The sequence below is a fragment of the Pradoshia sp. Z4_20 genome (assembly GCF_058216035.1).
Window position 1 is genome coordinate 1,086,370 of the sequence record NZ_JBZAJD010000001.1, and the last position, 25,666, is coordinate 1,112,035.

Below are 25,666 nucleotides of genomic sequence, written 5' to 3' on the forward strand. Positions count from 1 at the left end.
ATGGTTAACTTTATACTTCATGTATCGGTCTTCCAAATGTGTTTATACCTATATTCTTTAATTGCTTTTCTAAATGTTCTGGCTTCACTTTCCCGTTCTCTTGGCAGTAAGTTGGATAGTAATAAGGTGAGGCGACATGTGCGTCTAAATTCAGCTACACTGTACGATAGATATTGTGTACATCTCTTACGGGTAAAAATTCTCCGCTTTCCAATTCCACATCATCATCTACACCATATTCGAACCGGCAACAAGAACATATTTCAAAAGAACCCACTTGTAACTGTTTGGAATCATAATAAGCGGGTTCATCAAGCCCTTTATGACCGCATACGGGGCAAATATATTTCATAGTTTATAATCTCCTTGTTAATTGTGTGACTTCTAAATAAAGGTAAATGACTTCTTTGTTTTCTTTATTTCCTATATTATAGTGAGGGGTTCCTTAAATTATCAAACCTATTGTAATCTATAATTTACAAATAAGTCTGAATACGCTTATCTTATTATTTGGGATACATGTAAACTTTGCAATAATTAGAATTGATTTCAAGAAATTACGAACAGGGGGAAATGTTTTGAAGAAAATTATACTAATCATCGCAGTACTGTTAATGGTTTCTTTTGTACCTGATGCTTTTGCGCATTCTCATTTAGAGAGTTCTACACCTAGTGACGGAGAAGTTATTTCAGAAGAGTTACGTGAAATAACATTAATATTTAGTGGGAAAATTGAACAAGGCAGTACTTTTAAACTATTGGATTCCAAGGAACAAGCTGTTTCAGTTGAAAATATTACGATCACGGACACTGAAATTACAGGAACAATTCCTGTTAGTTTGATAAATGGAAATTATGTTGTTGATTGGAATATTATTAGTGCAGATGGCCATCAAATGGAAGGGGAGTTTTCATTCGAGGTGAAAATTGCTGAGACTGAATCTCCACTAGCTAATAACGATGAGGAAGAACAAGTGAGTAAAAATGTAGAAAATCATGAAGGAAATCAAGATGGTTTAAATGAACAGGATTCGAATGAAAATGTTGCTAATGATCAAACAGAAAATGATATATCATCCAATCTCGTTCCTATTATTATCGGTGTTTTAATAGTCACTATTATAATCACCTTTATTGCATTAAGGAGAAAAAAATAAACAATGTCCTCTGTAATTTTTAGCGAAGTTGCCCTATATCTTTGTCTTTCCATATTAATGGGCAGTTTTATTCTATCCATTGTTCCAAACCATCATCGGCCTAGCATATCTGTAGGAAAGAAATATATGATCTTAGCTGCCATTGGTGTTGGATTATTTTCTTTTTCACCCGTACTCATTCGAATCTTGAACTTACAGCAAAGAGTAGACTGGCAGGGGAGAATACAAACGGTATTATTAACGTTCGAAATTGGCAAGGCATGGATTTTTACAACTATTGTGATGTTAATTTTACTCCTGTTTATTGCTAAATTTCACCAAAGAGAAGATTCTAAATACTCTTGGATTGGATGTATTTTAACCATTCTTTTGATTATGGGCCTTGCTTGGTCCAGTCATGCAAGTACATCGGAACAGATCATCGGTTTTTTAACTCATTTTGTGCATGTTACTGCTGTAACGGTCTGGGTTGGTATTCTATTTGTTATAAGTTGGTTCTCAAAAAATCAAGAGAATTGGCTGCAGTTTTTGCGATGGTTTACCCCAATCGCAATTAGTTGTGTCCTAGTGACAGCTGCTTCAGGAATAGTCCTTATGACATTTGTTATAGATCTATCGCAATATCCAAATTCTTGGATGGTTGATTATGGACAATTTTTATTGATAAAACATATTCTTATTATGGTGCTGCTTGCCTACGCTTTCGTTAATGGCATACTCATTCGACGGAGGTTAAGGGAGGACGAAACCTTTAATCCAGTTCCCTGGGTGAAAGCCGAAAGTATAGTAGCACTACTGATTTTTTCGGCAACTGCTGCAATGAGCCAGCAATCACCGCCAAGTGCAGGTACATTGGAACATGAAGGATTATCTTTTCTATTCGAACTCTTTTATCAAGGTCAGTATTATTCAGGAATGGATGTTCAGATGAGTGTAAATTCAATCAGTATCTTACTTATTACTATTGCTTTTCTATTTTTAGCCTTGCTATTTTATGCGTTTATTAAAAAAGCTTCATCAATGATCACATTAGTGCTTAGTATCTTCTTTGTCCTTTCAAGCTATTTGGCTTTGATCATGAGTGTTAGTTAAAAGGGAATTATTATAAATTTTTCCGTAGGTTTTAAGTTAGCGATTATAAAATGAGTTTATTTTTAACAAAATGGGTGCCATTCATGAATGGATTGGCCTTTTTCTATATAAGGAATATATGTCGATGTACGGGCTACGCTGAAATTGAAAAAGCGATTAAATCGGTGATTAAACGTGAAGCAATAGAGTAACGAATAACTACAAAGTATTCATAGGGTGTGGTCATCAAGCAAAAAAGATTTAATCGCTTTGCCAACTATATTTTATATTCGTTCTTACGAAACGAAAGTCAGCAGAAGCATAATGAATAGGAACGTCCTAGGCATTTATAGGACGTTTTTATTAATGAGAAATAAAAAAATTATTTATGGATATATGCATACAGACTATTAATTGCAATTTACTCACAACTATGCTCAAAAACATGTGGAGCTTATTGTATGGTACTATCTGAAATTATAAAGATAAGTATATAGCTGATTCGATTGTGAGGATATAGGATATATCCCATTGAGATAAAGAAACGTGTGGAAATACATTTAATTATATCTAGCATATAAAAAATTTTGTATATGACTAACTTCATTTTTTAATGAATTAACTAACGAAAATAAAGCATTCACATCATTTTGCAATAGGGTAATCTGGTTCTCGATTTTTTTAAATTGTTTGTTTTGTTCTTCCCTATATGTTTGCTCATTCTTTTCATTTAATTCTGATTGTTTTATATCCAGAAAAGTACCGCCAATAGATACTAAATCACCAATTGTTATAGTACTTGCTCCAATTAATGCAAGGATAAAACCTAAGTTGGATTCATTGGCCTGGTCAGGGGGGGGAGAAGAATCTGCCGTATTTTCTAATTGCTCTTCTTCTTCAATTTCCTCAACTTCGCTTGCCTCAAAGCTGATGCCGAGAACTGTAAGAAGGTTACCTATTGTGACAATCATTTGGCCAAATAAATCAACCTTATCTCCAAATTCAACAGGCAAAGATTCGATAAATTGATTTTCTAAGTCCTTTTTAATCAACTCTAATCACCTACTTGATTGTAGCCTGATTTTCTCCATAACTTTTAATGTAGTTTGATTTAAATCCTCTTGAATTCTTTTTAATGATGAAAAATCTTTCTCAAGTTCTATTTCATTTAATTCAAATAAATGATCCATACTATCAGTGTTAAATACGTTGTTTAGGCAATTTAGAATCCCTTGGAAGGATGATACTAGTTGAGTATGTTCAATGACTAAAAATGAGGGAGGAATTGTATTTTCTAAACAAAGAACGCTAGTCTGTGCAACATTTACTGCATTTTTTAAATCTATATAGTATTGTTCTGGGTTTATGATTAAACCATTATCAGCAAACTGTGGATAGATTTTATTTGATATATAGACTAAGTTACCGCCGGCTAATTGAAGAGCATGCCCATATTGTTTTATAGTGTTTGCCATATCTTTTCCCCTTTGATCTATAAAGTAAGTTAAAACAATATATGCCCAAAGATTAAAGAAGTTCCAAGAGTATATAATCTGGATGCCATTGTGATTACAGATGTCTTTTTTCAAATGATTAATATATGAATTGTAATATTCCACCAAATAAAAAAGGAGTTCCAATAAATCGTCAACATGACTTTTTGGAACGCCTCTATTTATAAAGAAATGCAATTTTATCTATTTATAGTATACAACTGAATTAACGGTTTGAAATTTGGAAAGATCCGACTCACTTATTGTTTGAGCGATTGCTTGGATGATAGCACCAATAGCTTGTATCCAGCTGCCTATGGAATTGAATTGCTGTCTCTTAAGACTGGTTGATGGTAAAAATCCCGCTATTACTAACATATTAATCCCAATGGTTTGTAACAAACCTCCGAATGCATTATATAGATTAGCAAGTTTGGTGATTCTTTCCAATGAATACATAAAAGACAAAACCGTGCCCAATGCTTGTCCTTCATTTCCTATATTGAATACGGTTTGTTGTGCATTTGAATCACTAAATGGAAGGATATAACCGGCCACTTCCGCAGACAAGCCGCCCGCCTGAATTATATTACCAACTTTATTTAGTGTCAGGACGCTCTCAGTGTCAACCAGGACTGTCGTAGCCGCAAGCTGAAGATTGTAACCAATTAAATTGATATCAGATGAGGCCTTATTATCGAGTGATATAGGTGGTGTATTCCCAATAGCAGTTACAATTCTGCCAAACGCGCCTACCCACATTGCACCTGTTGTAATCTGTGTTTTGGTTTCTATTTGAATCACCAACTTAATTTGTGGTTTTAGTCATACACCATCGTATTCAAATATGTAAATTTATGTTCTGCTAAATTAAATAACGAAAAATTCATGCAGCATGGTCCTATTTCCAGAATTTCTTCAAGAAGGATGTAAATAAAAGTGATGAATATGAACTTTGTTTTTTATAATAGCGAGAAATTTGAAGGAAATGTACCTACTTATATATGTAAGCATAAAAGTAATAAGTTGGGGGGCTGCCCGACCAACCGACATTGGGACACCACTAGAAATATTTCAAAATGTATAATCTCATCTATTGTTTTCGGCAGATTATCGGCAAACGTTAGACAGCTACTTTACACACAAAAAAAAGCCTTGATAAATCAAGGCTTTTCGTACGTCCCAGAGAGGATTCGAACCTCCGACCTACAGTTTAGGAAACTGTTGCTCTATCCTGCTGAGCTACTGGGACTTATGTAAGATACTTTATAATTATAATAATTTTATTACTAAAGGTCAACTTTATTAACCAATTAATATTCTAAATTAATAAATATGATTTTGTTTATTACGGAAAATGTTATAGGGTGTTAAATTCCATATCACTGAAATCTCGATCTATTTCAGTGATTCCTTTACCATAATAAGACCCTTTTCTTTCATTAAACATTCCAGTGCTGTTTTAAAGGTTGAGAATGCATGTAGTGAATTGGTAAAAGGTAATTGGGAAGAGACTAAGTCTTTTACAAATTCTGGTGATAATCCTACAACAAGGACTTGTATTCCCATCACTTTTAAGGAGGATATTAAGTTTCCTATATTCTCACCCATCAGTTCTAAATTATCACAATCTTTTAGAACGAAACCGGAAAAATCAAGTACAATGGAATCGATTTCTGAGTTGTTTACATAATTTAATATGATTTGAATAACCTGATCAAAGTAGGCTACTGAAACATCAAAAGTTAAAGGAACAAGTAAGGTGTCGGGTATGATGGAAGCGATCATCGGGACTGAAACTTTACGGTCCTTAGCTTCCAACTCCCTGACTTTCTCGGTTAAATCATTTATTTGCTTAAGAAGTAATTCTTTTTCGTTAGTCTCCATCTTCAACCTCGCTTATATAAAATATATACATTGACTTCAGGTATATTATTGTTTAATTCGGTAGTAACACAAGTAAATCCTTTATTTTTAAAAAAACTTCGAAATTAAACCGACTGATAAGAATACTATATATAAGGGTGGATTGTTTAGACCTAGAGTTTACATCTACACAGTATAAAAATATTTTTAGAGTGCTGCTAAAGATTCTGTAGAGTTATATATTTGCATTTACGTATACAAAAAACTATAAACCCAATAATAATTTTGAAATGGATATTTTTATAGGATTATCTAAATTATAAACAAATAAAGGTTTATTGCCTTTTTATTAGGATTGTTTAGTACTCAAAGGATGTTATTTTAATAAAATATGTGAAAGTTTTTTGAAATTTTAGATGAGGTTTATTATATTCATAAGTGGTTTCATTTTATATTATCATTAGTTTTATGTTATAGTTTTTCCTAACTATATTATTCAAGGAGGCTTACTTGATAGAAGGTGAAAGGCTTAGAATGATAATCCAATGCAACAGACTCCTTTTAAAGATGTTTTTCAATAGAGAAGGATCTTCCGCTTAACTCTTCTTGAATCGTGTCCTACCATGGTAAGGAAGGATAACGATTAATTTCTACTTTTAATTATATTTTCACCCAATTTGAGAGCATATAACATTCTCGGTTTGGTCTTTTGCATGCAGAAGAGTATTTAGAGATTATAAGGATGTAACCAAAACTAATAACAAAACGTAAAAAACTATGAAACTAGTAAAAATTTTTAAAAATAATTTGGAGGTGAATCCCTCTTAAGAGGGAAATAATTGGACATAACCACGATAATCAATCTTGTTTTACTTGTAGTACTAATAGGAGCCTCAGGGTTCTTTGTAGCATCTGAGTTTGCGGTAGTAAAAATTCGGATGTCCCGTATTGATCAATTAATTTCAGAAGGAAACAAAAAAGCAGTGCTTGCGAAAAAAGTAGCAAGTGACCTCGATTACTATCTTTCTGCCTGTCAGCTTGGTATTACCGTAACCACTTTAGGACTTGGTGCACTGGGTAAACCAGCGGTGGAAGGTCTATTGTATCCTTTGTTTAATCTTTTTAATGTGTCTGATGCTGTTGCATCAGCATTGTCCTATGCGATTGCATTTATACTGGTTACTTTCTTGCATGTTGTAGTGGGGGAAATGGCACCAAAAACGCTTGCGATCCAATTTGCCGAAAAACTCACACTAATGCTTGCGCCGCCTTTATATTGGTTTGGCAGAGTGCTGTCACCATTCATTAAAGCTTTAAATGGGACATCGAGGGTCATTCTTCGTGCATTTGGAGTCAAACCTGCTGGACATGAAGAGGCATATTCTGAGGAAGAACTAAAGATTATTATGACCCAAAGCTACCAGGGCGGGGAAATTGATCAAACGGAATTGGAATACATGGAAAACGTGTTTTCGTTTGATGAACGTGTAGCCAAGGATATAATGGTTCCAAGAACTGAATTGGTTACACTTGATTTGAATATGAATTATGATGAAATCGTGAGTATTATTGATGAACATAACTACACACGTTATCCGGTTGTTGAAGATGGGGATAAAGACAAGATTGTCGGTGTAGTGAATGTGAAAAAAATGCTGACCCATATTGCTGCCAAAAGAGAACGTAAACTTGAAGAATTTGTTAGAGACTTGCCTTATGTTCTTGAAGCCACCCATATACAGGATGCACTGTTGAAAATGCAACAGGAACGGGTACACATGGCTTTAGTCATTGATGAATACGGAGGCACTTCAGGTATTCTTACGATGGAAGATGTTCTGGAAGAAATTGTAGGAGAGATCCGCGATGAGTTTGACGCTGATGAAGTGGCCGATATCCGTAAAGTCGGAGAAAACCAATATATGATTAATGGACGAGTCCTTTTGAGTGAGATGGAGGAATTGTTTGGTCTCGAGTTTGAGGACAGTGAAGATATAGATACAGTCGGAGGCTGGATCCAATATCAAAAAATTGATACTGTTCAAAATGGAGATTCATTGGAGCATGGTAAGCATCTATGGACTGTCAAGGAAATGGATAACCACCAAATTAAACAAGTATTGTTTACTCAAAAGGTTAAGAAATAATCAAAAGGAATTATTGGAACAACAAATTTTTTTACTATTCTTGGAGGTGAATCCCCCTTTAAGGGGGAAATAATTGGACGGATCAATCGCATTAAATTTATTTTTAGTAGCTATATTTATTGGGCTCACTGCATTCTTTGTTGGTGCTGAATTTGCCATTTTGAAAGTAAGGATGTCCAGAATTGAACAATTGATTTCTGAAGGCAACAAAAAGGCGGTTCTTGCCAAAAAAGTTGCAGAAAATCTAGACTATTACCTGTCAGCATGTCAGTTGGGTATTACGGTTACAGGATTAATATTAGGTGCGTTGGGGGAACCAACAGTCGAAAAAATGCTCCATCCTGTATTTGATGAATGGGGAATATCAGAATCAGTATCTACTGTCCTGTCCTATGTAATCGCTCTTAGCATCGTTACGTTCTTACATGTTGTTATAGGTGAACTTGCTCCTAAAACATTGGCTATCCAATTTGCAGAAAGATTATCCTTGCTTTTATCGCCGCCACTATATTGGTTCGGAAGAGTTACAAAACCTTTTATTAATGCATTAAATGGTTCTGCACAATATATCCTTCGAATTTTTGGTGTACAGCCTGCTGGACATGATACAGTCCATTCGGAGGAAGAATTGAAACTAATTGTCACTCAAAGTTATGAGAGTGGAGAGATTAATCAAACTGAACTGGCTTATCTAGAGAACATCTTTGCATTTGATGAACGTATTTTAAAAGATATTATGATTCCAAGAAATCAAATTGTCACTTTGGATAAGCAAATGTCTCTTGAAGAAATTCTTGAAACGCTTGATCGCTATGAATATACCCGCTACCCTGTTACGGAAAATAGCGATAAAGATCTTCTGGTTGGATTTATTAACACAAAAGAAATGCTAACAAATATAGCAGCTGGACGTGAAAGACCAATTCAGGATTTTATTCATGATATGCCGCGTTTGAAATCAACTACTCATATCAAGGATGTATTATTAAAAATGCAGCAGAGTCGGATGCACATGGCAATCGTTGTAGATGAAAAAGGCACTATAGCCGGCTTGGTCACGATGGAAGACATACTAGAAGAAATCGTCGGAGAAATTAAAGATGAATATAATGGAGATGAACTGCCTGCAACTTAATGGCAAGTTCGTTCAATAGTATGTAGAAGGAGGAGGCTGTCCGTTGAGTCGTTTGTAAGACTTTTCGGAGCCTCTTTTTTATGCATTTAAATAGTGGAATACTGCTTGTTTTAAGTAATTATACTGAGAGTCATTGGTGTCCGAAGACCATTTAGAGCTTGATTTTAAAGACCATGAGTTAAGCAATGCCTTCTTTATTTGAGGAAGATGCTCAGTCTCCATACAAATACCTCCTTTATTTAATCTGATCTATTAGTAATGTCCTCAAAACTTTTATCTATAAAATAGCCTAAATTTCGGTAAAAAGTTAATAGTAAATGAGTTACGAAGATATATATGCTTTTTAAATATACTCTAATCAATTAAAGTTATCCATCAATTACCAGTTTAAACTTTTCAGAAACCTTGTAGTAAAATAGAAGTATCTTTAAAAAAATAATAAAAATGATACTATTAGCAAGTGGACTTTTTTAATTAGATTCTTAAGCTAAAGTAATGAACAAATTTTCATAGAAGGAGTTTGACCTGAAAATGGGAATCCCATTGATTATTGCGGAGAAACCGGATCAAGGAGTTACACTGGCATCTCCATTCTCTTTCAAAAAAAGGGACGGGTATTTAGAGATTGCTCCTAATGAAGTATTTCCGGAAGGGGCATTATGTTCATGGGCCATCGGACATTTAACCGAATTATCCTCACCGGAGAAATATAAACCGGAGTGGAAAAGATGGGCTATTGCCACATTGCCAATAATCCCTGATAAATTTACATATGAAGTAACAAAATCAAAAACGAAGCAATTTAACATTATCAAGCAATTATTGAAGCGACCAGATGTCGAATCAATTATTCATGCAGGTGATGCTGGGAGGGAGGGTGAATTAATCGTACGCAATATTATTGCGGTGAGCGGCGTTCGTAAACCGATGAAGCGTTTATGGATCTCTTCTTTAACGAAAAAATCCATATTAGAAGGATTTAACAGCCTCCGTGACAGCCAGGAAACCATACCTCTCTATCATGAAGCCTATACAAGATCGTGTGCAGATTGGCTTGTTGGCATGAATGCATCAAGAGCCTATTCCTTGCTGCTTAAACAAAAAGGGATGAATGATGTATTCTCTGCAGGAAGAGTACAGACACCTACACTAGCTTTAATAGTGAAACGGGAATTGGAGATTGAAAAATTTGAATCTAAGCCATTTTGGGAAGTCATTGCTACGTTTGATATAAATGGGCAGACTTATGAAGGAAAATGGGAAAAGGATCAGGAGTCCAGACTGGATAAGCAGGAGATGGCTCAAAATATTGCAGCTTTTTGTAAAAATAAAGATGCGAAAATTATAGAAATGAAGACGGAGCGTAAAGAATTCCAGCCGCCCTTATTATTTAATTTATCGGCCTTACAGGCAACCGCCAATAAAATGTATAAGTACTCACCAAAACAAACGCTGGATATCACGCAAAAACTGTATCAAAAGGGAATTGTCTCTTATCCGCGGAGTGATTCAAACTACGTGACTAAAGGAGAGGCGGAAACATTCCCGGAGATCCTATCGAAACTTGCTCAGTTCGAGAAATATAAATCATTCATACCCGTTCCAAACGAATCCATTATCAATAACTCTAGGTTTGTTAATGAAAAGAAAGTATCGGATCACTATGCGATTATTCCTACTGAACAGGTGACGAATCCAGCCAAGCTTTCAGGAGAAGAAAGGAATATCTATGATTTAATTGTGCGTCGTTTGATTGCTGCTCACTATGAATCAGCCATATTTGACTATACAACCCTCATAACATTAGTTGATGGAAGAGCAGAGTTCATTTCAAAAGGAAAGCAGCAAATACGAGAAGGCTGGCGACAAATTATTTTCCAGCAAGAAAAGGATGAAGATACCATCCTTCCGAATGTCCAAAAAGATGATGAAGGTAAAGTGAAAAGCGTTAAAGTAAAAGAAGGAAAAACGCAACCGCCTAAACGATATACCGAGGGACAATTAATTACGTTAATGAAAACGGCCGGTAAGCATCTTGATAATGAAGAACTCGAAAAAGTGCTAATGAAATCAGAAGGACTGGGAACGGAGGCAACAAGAGCGGGAATTATTACGATGCTGAAGGATAGAAAATATATAGATGTTAAAAAGAATCAAGTATTTGCGACTGATAAAGCGAAAGTGTTGATCAGAGCGATAGGCGACGAGATATTGGCTTCACCTGAAATGACAGCTAAATGGGAGCAGCGCTTGGCCGAAATCGGGCAAGGGAAAGCATCAGCTGCTCAATTTATGGAGCAGACAAAGAAATTAACGGGGAAGATTATTGAGGATGCTGTAAAAGGCTTTGAAACCTGGGATTTTACAGGATTAAAGGTTGAAACGATTGAACGTACCTCTTCTAAGTTTACAACAGGGAAAAAGGTAGGCGCCTGTCCGCTGTGTAAAGGGGATATAGTCGATAAGGGTGAATTTTATGGATGTGCGAATTATAAGCAAAACCAGTGTAAATTTACATTTTCGAAAAAAATCCTTGGAAAAAAGATTTCCCAAACCAATATGCAGAAATTATTAAAAGATGGGAAAACCAATGTCATAAAAGGGTTTAAAAAAGGAGAAAAATCATTTGACGCGGCGATTGAATGGAAGGACGGTAAAATTAATTTCCTGTTTTCAAATGAAATTGCTCCAAAAACTTAAAAATTTTTGTGCATTCAGGTATAATGGTCGAAGAAGTTTCCATTTGCGCTGGTAAATGGAGTACATATTATATTAAGGGAGTTTTTGTAAATGAGTAAAGTATTGATTTTTGGACATAAAAATCCAGATACTGACACAATTTGTTCAGCAATCGCTTATGCTGAATTAAAAAAAGAGTTGGGTGTTGAAGCAGAACCGATTCGACTTGGTGCGATTAATGGTGAAACACAATATGCACTTGATACATTTAAAGTGGCAGCTCCCCGTTTGGTTGAGAAGGTTGCGGAAGAAACACAGGAAGTTATTCTTGTAGACCACAATGAAAGACAGCAAAGTGCGGATGATATCGATCAGGTTCGAGTATTAGAGGTTATTGATCACCACCGTATTGCAAATTTCGAAACAGCTGATCCATTGTATTACCGTGCTGAGCCGGTTGGATGTACAGCAACCATTTTAAATAAGCTATACAAAGAAAACGGAATTCAAATCAAAAAAGAAGTAGCTGGCTTAATGTTATCCGCTATTATTTCTGATTCTTTATTATTTAAATCTCCAACTTGCACAGAGCAAGATGTTGCTGCTGCAAAAGAATTGGCTGAAATAGCTGGTGTTAATGCAGAAGAATACGGATTGGAAATGTTAAAAGCTGGAGCAGATTTAAGCAAGAAAACTATTGCAGAATTAATTTCTTTGGATGCTAAAGAGTTCTCCATGGGCACATCAAAAGTGGAAATTGCACAAGTGAATGCAGTTGATACAAACGATGTAATGGCGAAGCAAGCTGAACTCGAAGCAGCTATGCAGGCAGCTATTAATGAAAAGGGTCTGGATTTATTCCTATTAGTTGTGACAGATATCTTAACAAATGATTCTGTTGCCCTTGCTATTGGTGATAAAGCTGCAGCTGTTGAAAAAGCTTTCCATGTAACATTGGTAAATAATACAGCTGTTCTAAAAGGGGTTGTTTCCCGTAAGAAACAGGTAGTTCCAGCATTAACAGAAGCATTATCGTAAATTTTACTTGCAAAATTTCTGGCATGATGTTATATTAATATATGCGATGAGCTGAATTGTGTAAGTCGAGCACATACCTTATGGTACACACTATGTGGAGTGTGGTGACTCGCCTCAATTTTTTCGAACAAGGCACCTGTTTTTAACAGGTGCCTTTTTATATATTCATATCCAGAGTGTCGATTGGACATATCAATAATGGTACACAAATAGCGAGCTTTAAAATACATAATGCAGGCAGATCAATCAAAAAATAGTAAAGATAATAATCAGGTTTTCCGAATAGGGAATCGTTGAGAAGGCATTTAACCAAACTAATACATAAGCTCAAGTTAAGAACGATTTACATATGTTAATTAGTATTCAAGGAGGAAATAAAATGAATAAGAAAACAGTAGATGATTACTTACAGGAAGGGATACATGGCGTTAAAGAAATAAAGCCTGCTGAACGGAAAGAATTTCTTGGGAGCTTACGTGAACGTGTGGTTGTCGCATTAACACAGGCTCAGGTTTTTCAAAAACAAATCCCACATGGATTTATTGACCTATTGAAAAAAAATAAGGGCGCTAAGCTTTATTTAAATGGCCACATTAATTATTCCCATCTATCGAAATTCGTTAAAGCAGCAGATGAACATGGGATTCAATTTAAAATCGTGACCAATAAAGACTATAATTCACCTAATGGTTTGGTATTGGCCTATGATCATGCAATTAATAACGATAACATTACATTAGAAGAACCGGCACAGGAAGAAACTAATACTGAGGAGACAGAAAAAAAGACAGGTTTTTTTGAATCACTTAAGCAACTCTTTACAAAAAAATCATAAACAAAATGTCATAACTGTGCACCCCTTAATACGAGAAACAATACGGTGTCTGGATGCATGTTTCGGTTAGGTGAGTATGTGCCATCGACTATTCTAGTTTTAGTTTGTATGGTATAGTTATCAAATTAGAGATAATTTAGGTTTATGATTTGAGGGGCACAAAGAATGAATTCAACACAAGAGTATATTGAAGAATGGCAGGAAGCACTTGAAGAAGAGATTCAGTATTTAAAAAAATATGGAAGTACCCGCTATCACCTGATGAATGGCAATAAGATTATGTCAGGTGATTCTTTTACGTACTATTTTGAGTCATCCAGTATTTTGCGTATACCTGTTGGAACGATTGCTAAGCTGGAATGGGGCGGGAGTCGGTTTGATGCCAGAATCCTATCCTCTGAGGGCAATAGTTTGCTTCTGTCTCTTGAACAATCAATAGGTGAATTGATTGAAGAGGCTACGATTTATCATGACCCATGGGAACTTTTAGATCAGCTGATTGAAAGACTGGATGATATCAGGAAAAGTAAGCGGAAAAGAAGTCGGGTTAAACGGATCATGGAGCCTTCCATGCCTGATAAACGAACGGACAAAACAAGTAAAAGCGCGGTACGCGAATTATATGCCAGATCAAAATATAACCCGGTCACATATGTTTGGGGACCGCCTGGTACAGGAAAAACGTATACTTTAGCACGAACGGCAGCCAATAAATATTTTAAAAAGAAACGTATATTAGTTCTCTCTCACAGTAATCAGGCTGTGGATGTCCTGCTTGCCGAAATTACGGCATTTGTTAAACGAGCGGATCGTTTTCATGAAGGAGATATTTTACGTTACGGCTCTCAAACTGGTGAGGGTCTTCTGATGCATGGGGATATATTGCCGGCTAAATTATTGGAAAGTCATGATGGACATTTAGTGAAGGAAAGGGATTCGATTAATGAAGAAAAGAAACTGCTAAAAAAAGATCTGTCTCTGTTTTTTAGCGTACGTGACTCGGAGCAGCTTCTTGACCTTGAAAAAAAACTGGGCAGAATCTTAGAGAAAATAAGGCAAAAAGAAATTCATTTAGTCAAAAATGCCTTCATTGTTGGGACTACCTTGGCGAAAGCAGCAATGGACCCGAGTATTTTTGAACAAGAGTATGATCTAGTTATCATTGATGAAGCCAGTATGGCCTTTATCCCGCAAATTGCCTTTGCCGGCGCACTTGCCAAGCGTTGTATTATTTGTGGGGATTTTAAGCAATTACCTCCTATTGCGGTTTCGAGGGGAGAGCTTGTAGACCGCTGGCTGAAGGAGGACATCTTCCATCGTGCCGGTGTAGCTGATATTGCACGTGGGGGAAAACTTCATACTCATTTGTTTTTATTAAAGGAACAGAGGAGAATGCATCCGGATATCTCCGCTTTTACGAACCAATATGTTTATAATTCACTGGTTGGCGATCATCCAAGTGTTCATATAAATAAAAAAGATATCGTTTCAAAGACACCTTTTGTAGATCGTGCTTCCGTACTGTTAAATACGAGCTTCACAGGGGAACACTGCTTTACGGGCACTTCCTCTGGTTCTAGAATGAATTTGATGAATCTATTGTTATCCTTTCAGGTTATTCATGAAGCCTACAGCAATGGGAGTAAATCAATCGGTTATGCAACCCCTTATCGTGCGCAGGCACAATTGATGGAAACATTAATTAAAGATCTATATGAGGAAGAGAACGGCCTGCATGATATATTGGCGGCCACTGTCCATCGTTTCCAGGGAAGTGAACGGGAAGTAATGGTATTTGATAGTGTTGATAGTTATCCGCAAAATCGGGCAGGGATGCTTTTAACGGGCAGGGAAAGTGAACGGCTGTTAAATGTTGCAATTACCAGAACAAAAGGGAAACTGATTCATGTCAGCGATGTGGAGTTTATAGAATCAAAAGTTTCGCATACAAAAACTCTTCATCAGCTCGTTCAATATCAAATGAAACGGAATCAAATGGTCAATATGGATCAAATAGGCAAATGGATTGCCAACCATCATCCAAAATTACAATGGATTTATGCAAGAAATTTGGAAGGGTTCTATCAGGATTTAAAAAAAGCCCAATCTTCCATTATCCTTTCCTTGCCAAATTCCAGTGTGTTATCATCGGATTTTGTTCAAAGAGTGAAGACGAGGAACTCAAGAACAAGACTGATGATGTATTCTCCAGATTCCCATTCCTATTTGGATCCGGATATCCATCTTCAGAATGGGCCAAGCTTCACATTTGTCATCCTTGACCAAAAAGTATTGTGGTTGGGGGTTCCTCTTGAAGCCAATAAACGTGTTCATCCGCCATACATTGGAATTCGATTGGAATCCGAAGCATTTATCAATCAATTTCTCCAGCAATTGCCTAAATAAATTGTCGGAATTTTAGTTGCTATTTTCACATATAAGATTTATAATTCTATATGTTGTTATTATTTTTAATTTAAAATACTATATATTGAGTTTAACGTGTTTAAGGTGTCGTATTACGACTTAATAGGGAATCCGGTTAAAATCCGGAACTGTACCCGCAACTGTATATGCTGATGAAATAAGTAAACCACTGTAGAGAAATCTATGGGAAGGACTTAGAGTAAAGTGAAGCATGAGTCAGGAGACCTGCCTTTTTCACTGGTTTGCCTTTATCGGGAGCAATGAGGGTGGAACGGATGAAATAGCATTTTTGGTCTTTCAATCTTGTTATTATTTCTTTTCCCATTGCTTATTTTAGGCAATGGGATTTTTTGCGTGGAGGGAAATATTATGAAGCCAATGGTTACTGAAAAGAGTAAATTGACAGAAACTCCAGTAGACGAATTATTAAAATCATTTGAAGAAATAGTTCATCTGAATAATTTGGAGTTGGTCAATGAAAATGCCAATATGAATGCCTCCTCTCCAATGGGACAAATGGGCAAGTTTGCGAGTGAAAGTGCTCGCTATTATGCAAAGGAGAATTTACTTTCTGATGAAGCAAGACATGCGTTTGATGAAAATCTCCTTTATCCGCATGATTTGGATTTTTATGCTACTGGTACTACAACTTGCTGCCAAATTCCGTTGGGGAATCTTCTTGAGAAAGGCTTTAATACGGGTCACGGTACCATGAGACCACCGCAGGATATTGGCAGTGCAATGGCGCTTGCTTCCATCATTATACAGGCTAATCAAAATATGCAGCATGGCGGCCAATCGTTTCCGATGTTTGATGCGGACCTAGCCCCCTATGTAAAGAAAACATTTAAAAAACATGTGAAACGTTTGAAGCAATATCCTTGTGAATGGAATGAGGAGTTGCTTCATCAAACAGCATGGAAGGAAACGGAGCGTTCCGTTTATCAGGCATGTGAAGCATTTATCCATAACTGTAATTCCATGCATTCACGCGGAGGCGGACAAGTTCCATTTGTATCCGTGAATTATGGAACGGATACAACCAAAGAGGGCAGAATGCTTGTTAGAAATCTTTTATTAGCTACAAACGCAGGTTTAGGTAATGGGGAAACTCCCATATTTCCAATCCAGATTTTCAAAGTGAAAACTGGTATTAATTTTGACGAGTCTGATCCAAACTATGACCTTTATCAATTAGCACTTGAAACAACTGCGGAAAGGCTGTTTCCGAATTTTAGTTTTATAGATAGTTACTTTAATTATCAGTATTATGATGGAACACATCATTCCGAGGTTGCGTATATGGGATGCCGCACAAGGGTTATGGGAAATCGTCATGGGATAGAAAACAGCATAGGCCGAGGCAATTTATCCTTTACGTCTATTAACCTCGTAAAACTGGCGCTGCAATCTAATTCGATTGAACAATTTTACGTAAAACTAAATGAAATTTGTAATATTGCCATCAGGCAGTTATTTGATCGGTATGAATATCAGGCAAAAAAGAAAGTGAGCCAATTTTCATTTTTGTATACACAAGGTGTTTGGAGAGGCAGTAAAAAGGCGAAGGAAGAACAATTAGTAGGCGAGCTGTTAAAACAGGGGACCCTATCAATTGGCTTTATCGGTTTAGCGGAATGTGTTAAAGCCTTGACTGGCTATCATCATGGGGAGAATGAGGAAGCATACGACTTGGCTTATGAAATTGTATCATTTATGAGAAAGAAAGCAGATAACGCGGCAGAAGAGTTTAATATGAACTTTTCCTTAATCGCTACCCCTGCAGAGGGCCTGAGCGGAAAATTTGTCAAACGGGATCGTAAAGAATTTGGCGTTATTAAAAATGTGACGGACCGTGCCTATTATACGAATTCCTTTCATATTCCAGTTCACTACCCAATTCGTACAGTCGAGAAAATTGAAAAGGAAGCTCCTTTCCATGAATTATGCAATGCGGGACATATTACGTATGTGGAAATTGATGGAGATCCAAAGCATAATCTAAAAGCGTTGGATATGATTATTCGTACAATGGCTAAAAACAATATAGGATACGGGTCCATTAACCATCCGGTTGATCGATGTCTTCAGTGTAATTACAAAGGATATATTGAAAAACAATGCCTGGTTTGCCATAACGATGATGAGTTAAAGATAGAACGAATCAGAAGAATTACGGGATATCTTGTAGGGGACATGAGTAAATGGAATCCTGCCAAGGCTGAGGAAGAAAAGAATCGAGTGAAGCATGGACAATGAGAGTAATGAACATTATTCATGACAGTGTTGTCGATGGGGAAGGAATGAGATCAGTCGTTTTCTTTGCTGGCTGCCCTCATCAGTGTAAAGGTTGCCACAATCCTGAGAGCTGGAATGGAAGAAACGGAAAAAACATTAGCATAGAAGATATTTATAAAGAATTGATGAGCAATTCGCTGACGGATGTAACATTTTCGGGTGGGGAACCGTTTATTCAGGCAGATCAGCTAGTTAAGCTGGCAAAGCTTTTGAAGGAAGGCGGTAAAAATATTTGGATTTACAGCGGTTTTACTTTAGAGGAGATTCTCTCCAATCCAAATACATCTTATCAAAAATTATTGTCTCTATGTGATGTATTGGTTGATGGAAAATTCGAATTGGACAAAAGGGATATAACTTTACCGTTCCGCGGAAGTTCAAATCAAAGAATTATACCGTTACAGGAGTTTTTTGTTTGAATAGATCGGCAATTAATAAGGGGGAAATTAGGATGGCAGTATCTTACGAATCAAACTATGAAAGTCTGGAAGTCACAGATTTAAGAAGTGTAGAAACATATATAAAGGAATGTGTTAATTCCTATACTTCTATCTATTCAGCAGAGGAATACTTAGAAAAAATCATGACAGCACTTGAGTATAAGTCTGACTATAGCAAGGAAGAGTTAGTGAATTTACTGGTACTCAGCGCCGTAGAACGTATCTCTGCTGATGAGCCTGATTGGACATTTGCAGCGGCAACAATTTATTTAGACCAGTTATATGATAAAGCTTCAAAAAGCCGGGGATATGATCTAACACAGAAATATGGGAGCTTTCAACAGCTTGTTGAACAATTGACCGATATGGGGATATATAATCCTGCATTGCTAAAAGAATATACAGAAGAAGAAATCAATGAACTCGAAGCAGTCATCGATCCCTTAAAAGATCAGTTATTTACATATATCGGCATTCGTACGCTGGCAGATCGCTATTTAGCGAAATCTCATCATGGAAGCTTATATGAACTTCCTCAGGAACGGTTTATGATTATTGCCATGACATTAATGATCAATGAGCCTAAAGAACAGCGAATCGGATTAATAAGAGAAGCATATTGGGCCTTATCCAATCTATATATGACGGTGGCCACTCCTACGCTTGCTAATGCTGGGAAAAGCTATGGCCAATTATCCAGTTGTTTTATCGATACTGTTGATGATAGTTTGCAAGGTATCTATGATTCAAACACTGATATTGCCAATCTATCTAAGAATGGCGGAGGGATAGGTGTTTATTTAGGGAAAATTAGAGCGCGAGGCAGTGATATTAAAGGGTTTAAGGGAGTTTCTTCAGGAGTTATTCCATGGATGAAGCAATTAAATAATACCGCAGTTAGTGTGGACCAGCTGGGTCAAAGACAGGGAGCCATTGCGGTTTATCTGGATGTTTGGCATAAAGACATATTTGCCTTCCTCGAAGCGCGTTTAAATAATGGGGATGAACGTTTTCGAACGCATGATTTATTTACAGGTGTTTGCATTCCGGATTTATTTATGGAGATGGTCAAGGAGCGCGGTACTTGGTATTTATTTGATCCTCATGAAGTAAGAAAAGTAATGGGGTATTCTCTTGAAGATTATTTTGATGAAGAAGCGGGGGATGGCCAATTCAGACAAAAATATACTGAATGTATCAATAATCCACAGCTTTCCAAAAAAGAAATACCTGCCATTGAAGTGTTTAAGGCGATTATGATTTCTCAGCTTGAAACAGGAACACCTTATATGTTTTATCGGGATACGGTCAACCGCTCTAATGCTAATCGCCATAAAGGAATGATTTATTGCAGTAATTTATGTACGGAAATTACTCAAAATCAAAGTCCAACTACTGTTATTGAACAAAGAACCGAGGATGGGAAAATTATTATTGAAAAAACACCGGGTGACTTTGTCGTATGTAATCTATCATCTATTTCCCTTGCTAAAGCTGTAAAGGAAGATGTCCTTGAACGGTTAATTGCAATACAGGTGAGAATGCTTGATAATGTCATTGATTTAAATAATATCCCGGTCATTCAGGCGAACATAACCAATAAAAATTATCGGGCTATAGGACTTGGGACATTTGGTTGGCATCATTTATTGGCGCTTGAGGGGATTGCCTGGGAATCAGAGAAAGCCGTTGAATACTGCGACCGTTTATATGAAAAAATCGCTTATTTAACGATTAAATCAAGTGTGGATTTAGCTAGTGAGAAAGGTGCTTATCCGTTTTTCGAAGGATCTGATTGGGATAGCGGATTCTTTTTTGACCAAAGAGGCTATGATTCAGATGCTTGGAGTCAATTGAAAAAAAGAGTGCATACTTCCGGAATTCGAAATGGCTATCTTATGGCCGTAGCACCAAATTCTTCAACTGCGATTATTGCCGGTTCTACATCCGGAATTGATCCAATTTTCAGAAGGGAATATTCCGAAGAGAAGAAGAATTACCGTATTCCAGTGACTGCACCTGACTTGAATCTGGAGACAATGTGGTATTATAAATCCGTTTATTTAATTGACCAAAAATGGAGCATTCTCCAAAATGCACGTCGTCAAAAACATATCGACCAAGGAATCTCGTTTAATTTGTATGTCCGTAATGATATTAAAGCACGTGATTTATTAGACTTGCATCTGCTTGCATGGGAGACCGGATTAAAAACAACATACTATGTACGTTCTACTTCAAGCGCTGTTATAGAAGAATGCGAAAGCTGCCAATAAGGATGGGGGAAATATAATGGATACAAAAACAATAGTGGAAAAACGTAAATTAGTCGATCGGGAAGCACCGAATAGTTCAACGGGTATTATTAATGGCAGAAATTCAAATATTTTAAATTGGGATGATGTGCGCTATCCATGGGCATATCCTAAATATAAAGTAATGCTATCTAATTTTTGGACGCCTTTTGAAATTAATATGGTGAATGATGCGAAACAATTTCCAAATCTTTCAGAAATTGAACAAGAATCCTTTCTAAAAATTATAGGCTTGTTGGCATTGCTTGATAGTATCCAGTCTGACTATGCCAGTAAAGTCGCCGACTATCTGACCGATTCATCTCTGAATGCATTGATGATTATGCTGGCGCAGCAAGAAGTCATTCATAACCATTCCTACTCCTATGTATTGTCAAGTATTGTCCAGAAAAGCAAGCAAGATGAAGTTTTTGAATATTGGAGAACCGAAGAGATTTTGCGTAAACGAAATGATTTTATTACTGATGGCTATCGGGATTTCACAGAAAACCCAACAATTGAAAATCTGCTTAAATCGATTATCTATGATGTAATCCTAGAAGGGCTCTTCTTTTACTCAGGCTTTGCTTTCTTTTATAATTTGGCCAGAAACCAAAAGATGGTGGCAACTTCAACGATGATTAATTATATAAATCGAGACGAGCAGATCCATGTTGGGCTGTTTGAGAAGATTTTTAAAGAAATATTGGCTGAACATCCTGAAACAAATACAGAAGAATTGAAAAATTTTGCGATTGAAACCTTCCGAACTGCTGCAGAGCTTGAGATTGAATGGGGTTATAAAGTTATAGGAAATAAAATCGAGGGAATTACGATGGCTGAGCTCGAACAATATATCCAGTTTATGGCTAATAAGCGTTGCAATCAATTGGGGTATGGAAGATCTCCGTTTCCAGAGGTTCCGAACAAAAATCCATTAAGATGGATTGTTGCCTATCAGGAAGTGGATTTAGGCAAGACGGATTTCTTTGAGCAGAAATCAAGACAATATACAAAAACAACAGATACCAATGGATTTGATGAACTGTAAATGTAAAAAGACGCCATTACGGCGTCTTTTTGCTTGAAGGCATCCTTACCAGCGGTGAGCTTTCGCATTGCTCCTCAAAATGATATTGGTTTGGGACATTGCAGTATGTCCGTTAACCTGTGATTTTGAGCGCTTCCGCCTTGTCCAGTTATGGTGAAAAAGAGAAGAGTGTGGATCTAAATGATTCCGATAACTCATTGCTTATCACCCCATCAGTAGGATACGTTCTGATGTCCCTTTTGAGGACATCAAGTATAGGATATACAAAATGAGTGCCTTTTAATCTCGGGAAAAGTTCACGAATTATTTTCTATATTATGATAAAATATATATAATATGGATATTGATGGTGGATAATTATGCGAAATTTGGAATATGAACAATAATAACGGAGAAATCTATGCCGCGGTCTCCCATTTTGACAGAATGATTTATAAAATCATCTGTTAAAGGGGAAAATACGATGAAATAGCACTGAAAGAAGTCCGGAAGAATGATATGACTGTTGTTTATAGTCAAGAAGCCTATCCAATCCAACGTTTTATGATGTTGGTACTTTTATATCTAAAAGCCATTCTCTGGAAAGTACCGAGTTTTGAGTTGGATCATTAATTGGATGTATGATATATAATCCACCAGATTATTCAGGCGGATGGGTACTTTGATGTAACACATCATCGATTTATCCTTATTGCGGAACCTGTATAAGTAAATGTGTTATTGAATAAAAGTCGGGCTTTCTTATAGTTTGTTTTCTGCTTATGAGCGATAAAATTTGTCCAAAAGAAAGATTGCTGTTTCTAATTTTCGTAAAATTAAAGTTAGCATATTTATCTGAAACATCAATTTTTACAGATATGTTATAGTAGCTTAGTGATTGATTTTAATTTATTGGCAGAAATCCATACAGAAACATTCCTCGATATTGTCAAGAAAGATCAGCTTGTTCTCTTTTCAATTTCTTCACCATGTAAAATACACTCTCCCGCAAAATGATAACTAACATCTAAAGAGGTATGTTATATTTTTTTAAAACTATATTAATTTAGGAAATTTAACTCATATTATACTTGTAGCAGCCAGCCTTAAATAGATACTTTTGGTCTTTAATTAATGTGTCAGTTGGCTTATTATAAATGGTATTGGTCTTTCATAGTATATATGGTAGACCTATTATAATTTGGAAAATGTTTGAAAAGTGAGCACGGTGATAAATATATAGATATCTAGCACTCTAAAGAATCAGTTTGTACTAATAGGAGGAAGTATAAAGTTGTTTAAAGAATTTTCCATCTCGCGGACATCATGTCTTGGCAAATCCCCGATTTATCAGGCAACCATCACAAGTGAAGGGCATGTAAGTTGGCAGGGTGAGAAGTATGTTTCATATATAGGCGTTAAGAACTTTGCGGTTTCTAAGCAAAGAGTTAAAAAAATTGAAGATCTCTTGCTATCATTCGATTACAAAAACTTCATTTATAATACTACTGCACAAATTGTGCCGGATAGCCCGACTTGTGTTACCCGATTGGTATATCAATTTGGCGAACATAAGACAGTGGTACATGATTTGGGTGACGAGGATGCTGCTTGTGATAATAGTAAGCATACATTGAAAAAATTGGATGCCTTTGAAAGAAAAATGGAAGAATTATTGGGATTAAAGAATTTAATTAAACAACCTCTCTATCTCTTCCATATTAAAAGAAAGTCGAACTCACATGAGGAATATGTAATATCCAGCTCCAATCAAGCTGATGCATTTCAAATGATTAATGTGAATGAGGCTAATTATCATAACTGGCAGATTGATAAGTTAGGAAAAGATAGTACAGGTCGTATACATCCATATATCATTATGAGCTCGGAGCGCTAAAACATTTGATTATGAGAAATAGTCGATGAATTGGAGTTTTTTTATTAATTTTAAGTTTGCTACTTGCAGGTTCCCTATTTGAGGAGTACAATTAATTTTATTAATTATTCTGACAATTTAAAGGGGACATCACATGGATACTCAACTAATTTCTATCACAAAAACCAATTATAAAAAAGAAAAGCCCAATCCTGAAACACTTGGCTTCGGAAGAATTTTTACGGATCATATGTTTATTATGGATTATGATGAAGAATTGGGTGGGTGGCATGATCCGAGGATTATTCCCTATCAACCTATTACACTTGAGCCTTCCTGCATGACTTTTCACTATGGACAAACGGTTTTTGAAGGGCTAAAAGCATATCGTACTCACGATAATCGGGTTTTTCTGTTTAGACCGGAAAAGAATTTTGAACGGATGAACAAATCTAATGATCGTTTATGCATCCCCCATATAGATGAGTCGTTTGTTATCAAGGCATTGGAAATCCTAATCGATATTGATCGTGAATGGATTCCGGACCGGGAAGGTACTTCTTTATACGTACGGCCGTTTATTATTGCAACAGAACCTTATTTGGGTGTTGCACCGTCCAAGCATTATCAGTTCATAATCATTTTGTCACCAGTGGGAGCGTATTATAAAGAGGGAATCAATCCCGTTCGAATTGGTGTTGAGAAAGATTACGTACGATCTGTAAAGGGCGGTACAGGGATGGCCAAAACAGGCGGTAATTATTCATCCAGTCTTAAAGCACAGGAATTGGCAGAAGCACTTGGCTGTTCACAGGTGCTTTGGCTTGATGGAATTGAGAAAAAGTATATCGAAGAAGTCGGAAGCATGAACGTCTTCTTTAAAATAAATGGTGAGGTTGTCACGCCTGCATTAAACGGCAGTGTATTGGATGGTGTGACTCGTCAATCAATTATTCAGCTATTACAACATTGGAACATCCCAGTTACAGAACGTCGAGTTTCTATGCAGGAGATTATTGAGGCTAATAAAAATGGGAAATTGGAAGAAGCCTTTGGGACAGGAACAGCAGCAGTAGTTTCGCCAATTGGTGAATTATTATGGGATAATGAAATTTTAACCATCAACAAAGGGAAAATAGGAACGTTAACGCAAAAATTATATGATACCATCACAGGAATACAAAATGGAAAAGTAGAAGATCCATTCAATTGGATAAAGGAAGTCAAAGAAGAAAGCCAGATACATGTATATAAATAAAAAGTTATGAAAGAGAATCGTGGGTAACCACGGTTTTTTTTATGCCTTTTTGTTTGGTTAATATTAATTTGGAAAGTGTATATATAAGATAGTTAAACTATTTAATTATAATATGGTATAATAATTAAGCAAAAAAATTAAAATTATTCTCGATGTAAGAGAGGACAATATAGGATGGATGGTAAAGAAAATCAAATAGAAGAATTTGAAAGTATATTGATTTCAACAATTAGAACAATCATGTCGGAGATTACGCAGCATCAGGATTTGGGGATTACCGGATCGCAATTTCATTTGTTAAATAAAATTGAAAAAGAAAAAGTGACAAACGTTAAACATTTAGCGAAAATCCTCAATGTGAAACCAAGCGCGATCACCGTCATGCTTGAAAGGCTGGTGCAGCATGGATTTGTTTCAAGAGTTCAAGATGAGAAGGATAGAAGGTTTGTCGCTGTAACACTTACCGAAGAGGGGGTTCAAGTTCTTCAGAAGGCAAGAGAGAACTCCCGAGAAATTTTAAAAAAGTATGCAGCTTTGCTGGATGAACACGAACTGAAGATATTAAATTCTATTCTTCAAAAATTTACTGATTATCAATCAAAATAATAAATATTTATAAAGA

21 protein-coding genes, 1 tRNA gene and 1 riboswitch are annotated in these 25,666 nt (G+C 36.2%); of the genes, 15 read left to right on the forward strand and 7 right to left on the reverse strand.

The features are described from left to right. Positions 1-578: 578 nt before the first annotated feature. Complete coding sequence (locus AC4BHP_RS05210; protein WP_139891877.1) at positions 579-1,157, forward strand: copper resistance CopC family protein; 579 nt, start codon at positions 579-581, stop codon at positions 1,155-1,157. 3 nt (positions 1,158-1,160) lie between these two features. After that, a complete protein-coding gene (locus AC4BHP_RS05215; RefSeq protein ID WP_139891878.1) occupies positions 1,161-2,249 on the forward strand; it encodes a copper resistance D family protein in 1,089 nt (362 codons plus the stop codon). Positions 2,250-2,788: 539 nt separating this feature from the next. Here the strand turns inward: AC4BHP_RS05215 and AC4BHP_RS05220 are convergent. From AC4BHP_RS05220 to AC4BHP_RS05240, 5 genes are all read right to left on the reverse strand, one after another. Beyond that, positions 2,789-3,280 (reverse strand): hypothetical protein, encoded by a 492-nt coding sequence (locus AC4BHP_RS05220; RefSeq protein ID WP_490551515.1) that lies wholly within the window; start codon positions 3,278-3,280, stop codon positions 2,789-2,791. Positions 3,281-3,286: 6 nt separating this feature from the next. Further along, positions 3,287-3,703 carry a hypothetical protein gene (locus tag AC4BHP_RS05225; protein WP_066103550.1) on the reverse strand — a complete coding sequence of 139 codons (417 nt, stop codon included), beginning with the start codon at positions 3,701-3,703 and terminating at the stop codon, positions 3,287-3,289. A 222-nt stretch (positions 3,704-3,925) separates the two neighbouring features. Then, positions 3,926-4,525 (reverse strand): DUF6944 family repetitive protein, encoded by a 600-nt coding sequence (locus AC4BHP_RS05230; protein ID WP_066103552.1) that lies wholly within the window; start codon positions 4,523-4,525, stop codon positions 3,926-3,928. Positions 4,526-4,899: 374 nt separating this feature from the next. Further along, positions 4,900-4,973 (reverse strand) — tRNA-Arg (locus AC4BHP_RS05235). A gap of 146 nt (positions 4,974-5,119) precedes the next feature. After that, complete coding sequence (locus AC4BHP_RS05240) at positions 5,120-5,608, reverse strand: STAS domain-containing protein (protein WP_066103554.1); 489 nt, start codon at positions 5,606-5,608, stop codon at positions 5,120-5,122. Positions 5,609-6,426: 818 nt separating this feature from the next. Between AC4BHP_RS05240 and AC4BHP_RS05245 the strand changes: the two genes are divergently transcribed. Next, positions 6,427-7,734, forward strand: coding sequence for a hemolysin family protein (locus tag AC4BHP_RS05245; RefSeq protein WP_140461512.1), 1,308 nt, complete (start codon positions 6,427-6,429; stop codon positions 7,732-7,734). A 73-nt stretch (positions 7,735-7,807) separates the two neighbouring features. Next, positions 7,808-8,869 (forward strand): hemolysin family protein, encoded by a 1,062-nt coding sequence (locus tag AC4BHP_RS05250; RefSeq protein ID WP_140461511.1) that lies wholly within the window; start codon positions 7,808-7,810, stop codon positions 8,867-8,869. A 78-nt stretch (positions 8,870-8,947) separates the two neighbouring features. On the opposite strand, the gene AC4BHP_RS05255 is transcribed toward AC4BHP_RS05250, so the two are convergent. Further along, a complete protein-coding gene (locus AC4BHP_RS05255) occupies positions 8,948-9,091 on the reverse strand; it encodes a hypothetical protein (protein ID WP_175354252.1) in 144 nt (47 codons plus the stop codon). 315 nt (positions 9,092-9,406) lie between these two features. On the opposite strand from AC4BHP_RS05255, the gene AC4BHP_RS05260 reads away from it, so the two are divergent. The 8 genes from AC4BHP_RS05260 to AC4BHP_RS05295 all read left to right on the forward strand — a co-directional run bounded on the left by AC4BHP_RS05260 (position 9,407) and on the right by AC4BHP_RS05295 (position 21,931). Next, a complete protein-coding gene (locus AC4BHP_RS05260) occupies positions 9,407-11,569 on the forward strand; it encodes a DNA topoisomerase III (RefSeq protein WP_490551666.1) in 2,163 nt (720 codons plus the stop codon). A gap of 90 nt (positions 11,570-11,659) precedes the next feature. Next, positions 11,660-12,586, forward strand: a complete 927-nt coding sequence (locus AC4BHP_RS05265) for a manganese-dependent inorganic pyrophosphatase (protein ID WP_066103560.1) — start codon at positions 11,660-11,662, stop codon at positions 12,584-12,586. Between the two features lie 379 nt (positions 12,587-12,965). Then, a complete protein-coding gene (locus AC4BHP_RS05270) occupies positions 12,966-13,421 on the forward strand; it encodes a YueI family protein (protein ID WP_066103561.1) in 456 nt (151 codons plus the stop codon). 165 nt (positions 13,422-13,586) lie between these two features. Beyond that, positions 13,587-15,827, forward strand: coding sequence for a DEAD/DEAH box helicase (locus tag AC4BHP_RS05275; RefSeq protein ID WP_490551516.1), 2,241 nt, complete (start codon positions 13,587-13,589; stop codon positions 15,825-15,827). 86 nt (positions 15,828-15,913) lie between these two features. Then, a riboswitch (cobalamin riboswitch) is annotated at positions 15,914-16,095 on the forward strand. A 131-nt stretch (positions 16,096-16,226) separates the two neighbouring features. Next, positions 16,227-18,107: an anaerobic ribonucleoside triphosphate reductase gene (locus AC4BHP_RS05280; RefSeq protein ID WP_490551667.1), complete on the forward strand. Its 1,881-nt coding sequence runs from the start codon at positions 16,227-16,229 to the stop codon at positions 18,105-18,107. Next, a complete protein-coding gene (gene nrdG / locus AC4BHP_RS05285) occupies positions 18,104-18,565 on the forward strand; it encodes an anaerobic ribonucleoside-triphosphate reductase activating protein (protein WP_490551519.1) in 462 nt (153 codons plus the stop codon). The genes AC4BHP_RS05280 and nrdG overlap by 4 nt, the downstream gene beginning before the upstream one ends. 32 nt (positions 18,566-18,597) lie before the next feature. Next, on the forward strand, positions 18,598-20,862 hold the full coding sequence (locus tag AC4BHP_RS05290) for a ribonucleoside-diphosphate reductase subunit alpha (protein ID WP_490551522.1): 2,265 nt from the start codon (positions 18,598-18,600) through the stop codon (positions 20,860-20,862). Between the two features lie 16 nt (positions 20,863-20,878). Then, on the forward strand, positions 20,879-21,931 hold the full coding sequence (locus AC4BHP_RS05295) for a ribonucleotide-diphosphate reductase subunit beta (RefSeq protein ID WP_148629763.1): 1,053 nt from the start codon (positions 20,879-20,881) through the stop codon (positions 21,929-21,931). Positions 21,932-21,976: 45 nt separating this feature from the next. Here the strand turns inward: AC4BHP_RS05295 and AC4BHP_RS05300 are convergent, their stop codons facing one another. Continuing rightward, positions 21,977-22,129: a YpzG family protein gene (locus AC4BHP_RS05300; protein WP_077248014.1), complete on the reverse strand. Its 153-nt coding sequence runs from the start codon at positions 22,127-22,129 to the stop codon at positions 21,977-21,979. A 1,075-nt stretch (positions 22,130-23,204) separates the two neighbouring features. Here AC4BHP_RS05300 and AC4BHP_RS05305 point away from each other — a divergent pair. The 3 genes from AC4BHP_RS05305 to AC4BHP_RS05315 all read left to right on the forward strand — a co-directional run bounded on the left by AC4BHP_RS05305 (position 23,205) and on the right by AC4BHP_RS05315 (position 25,650). Then, the gene (locus AC4BHP_RS05305) at positions 23,205-23,807 is read left to right on the forward strand and encodes a DUF6438 domain-containing protein (RefSeq protein WP_490551524.1); all 603 of its coding nucleotides are present in this window, start codon (positions 23,205-23,207) and stop codon (positions 23,805-23,807) included. 133 nt (positions 23,808-23,940) lie between these two features. Then, positions 23,941-25,044: a branched-chain amino acid aminotransferase gene (locus AC4BHP_RS05310; protein WP_066103569.1), complete on the forward strand. Its 1,104-nt coding sequence runs from the start codon at positions 23,941-23,943 to the stop codon at positions 25,042-25,044. 174 nt (positions 25,045-25,218) lie between these two features. Further along, positions 25,219-25,650, forward strand: coding sequence for a MarR family winged helix-turn-helix transcriptional regulator (locus AC4BHP_RS05315; RefSeq protein WP_066103571.1), 432 nt, complete (start codon positions 25,219-25,221; stop codon positions 25,648-25,650). Positions 25,651-25,666 lie beyond the last annotated feature (16 nt).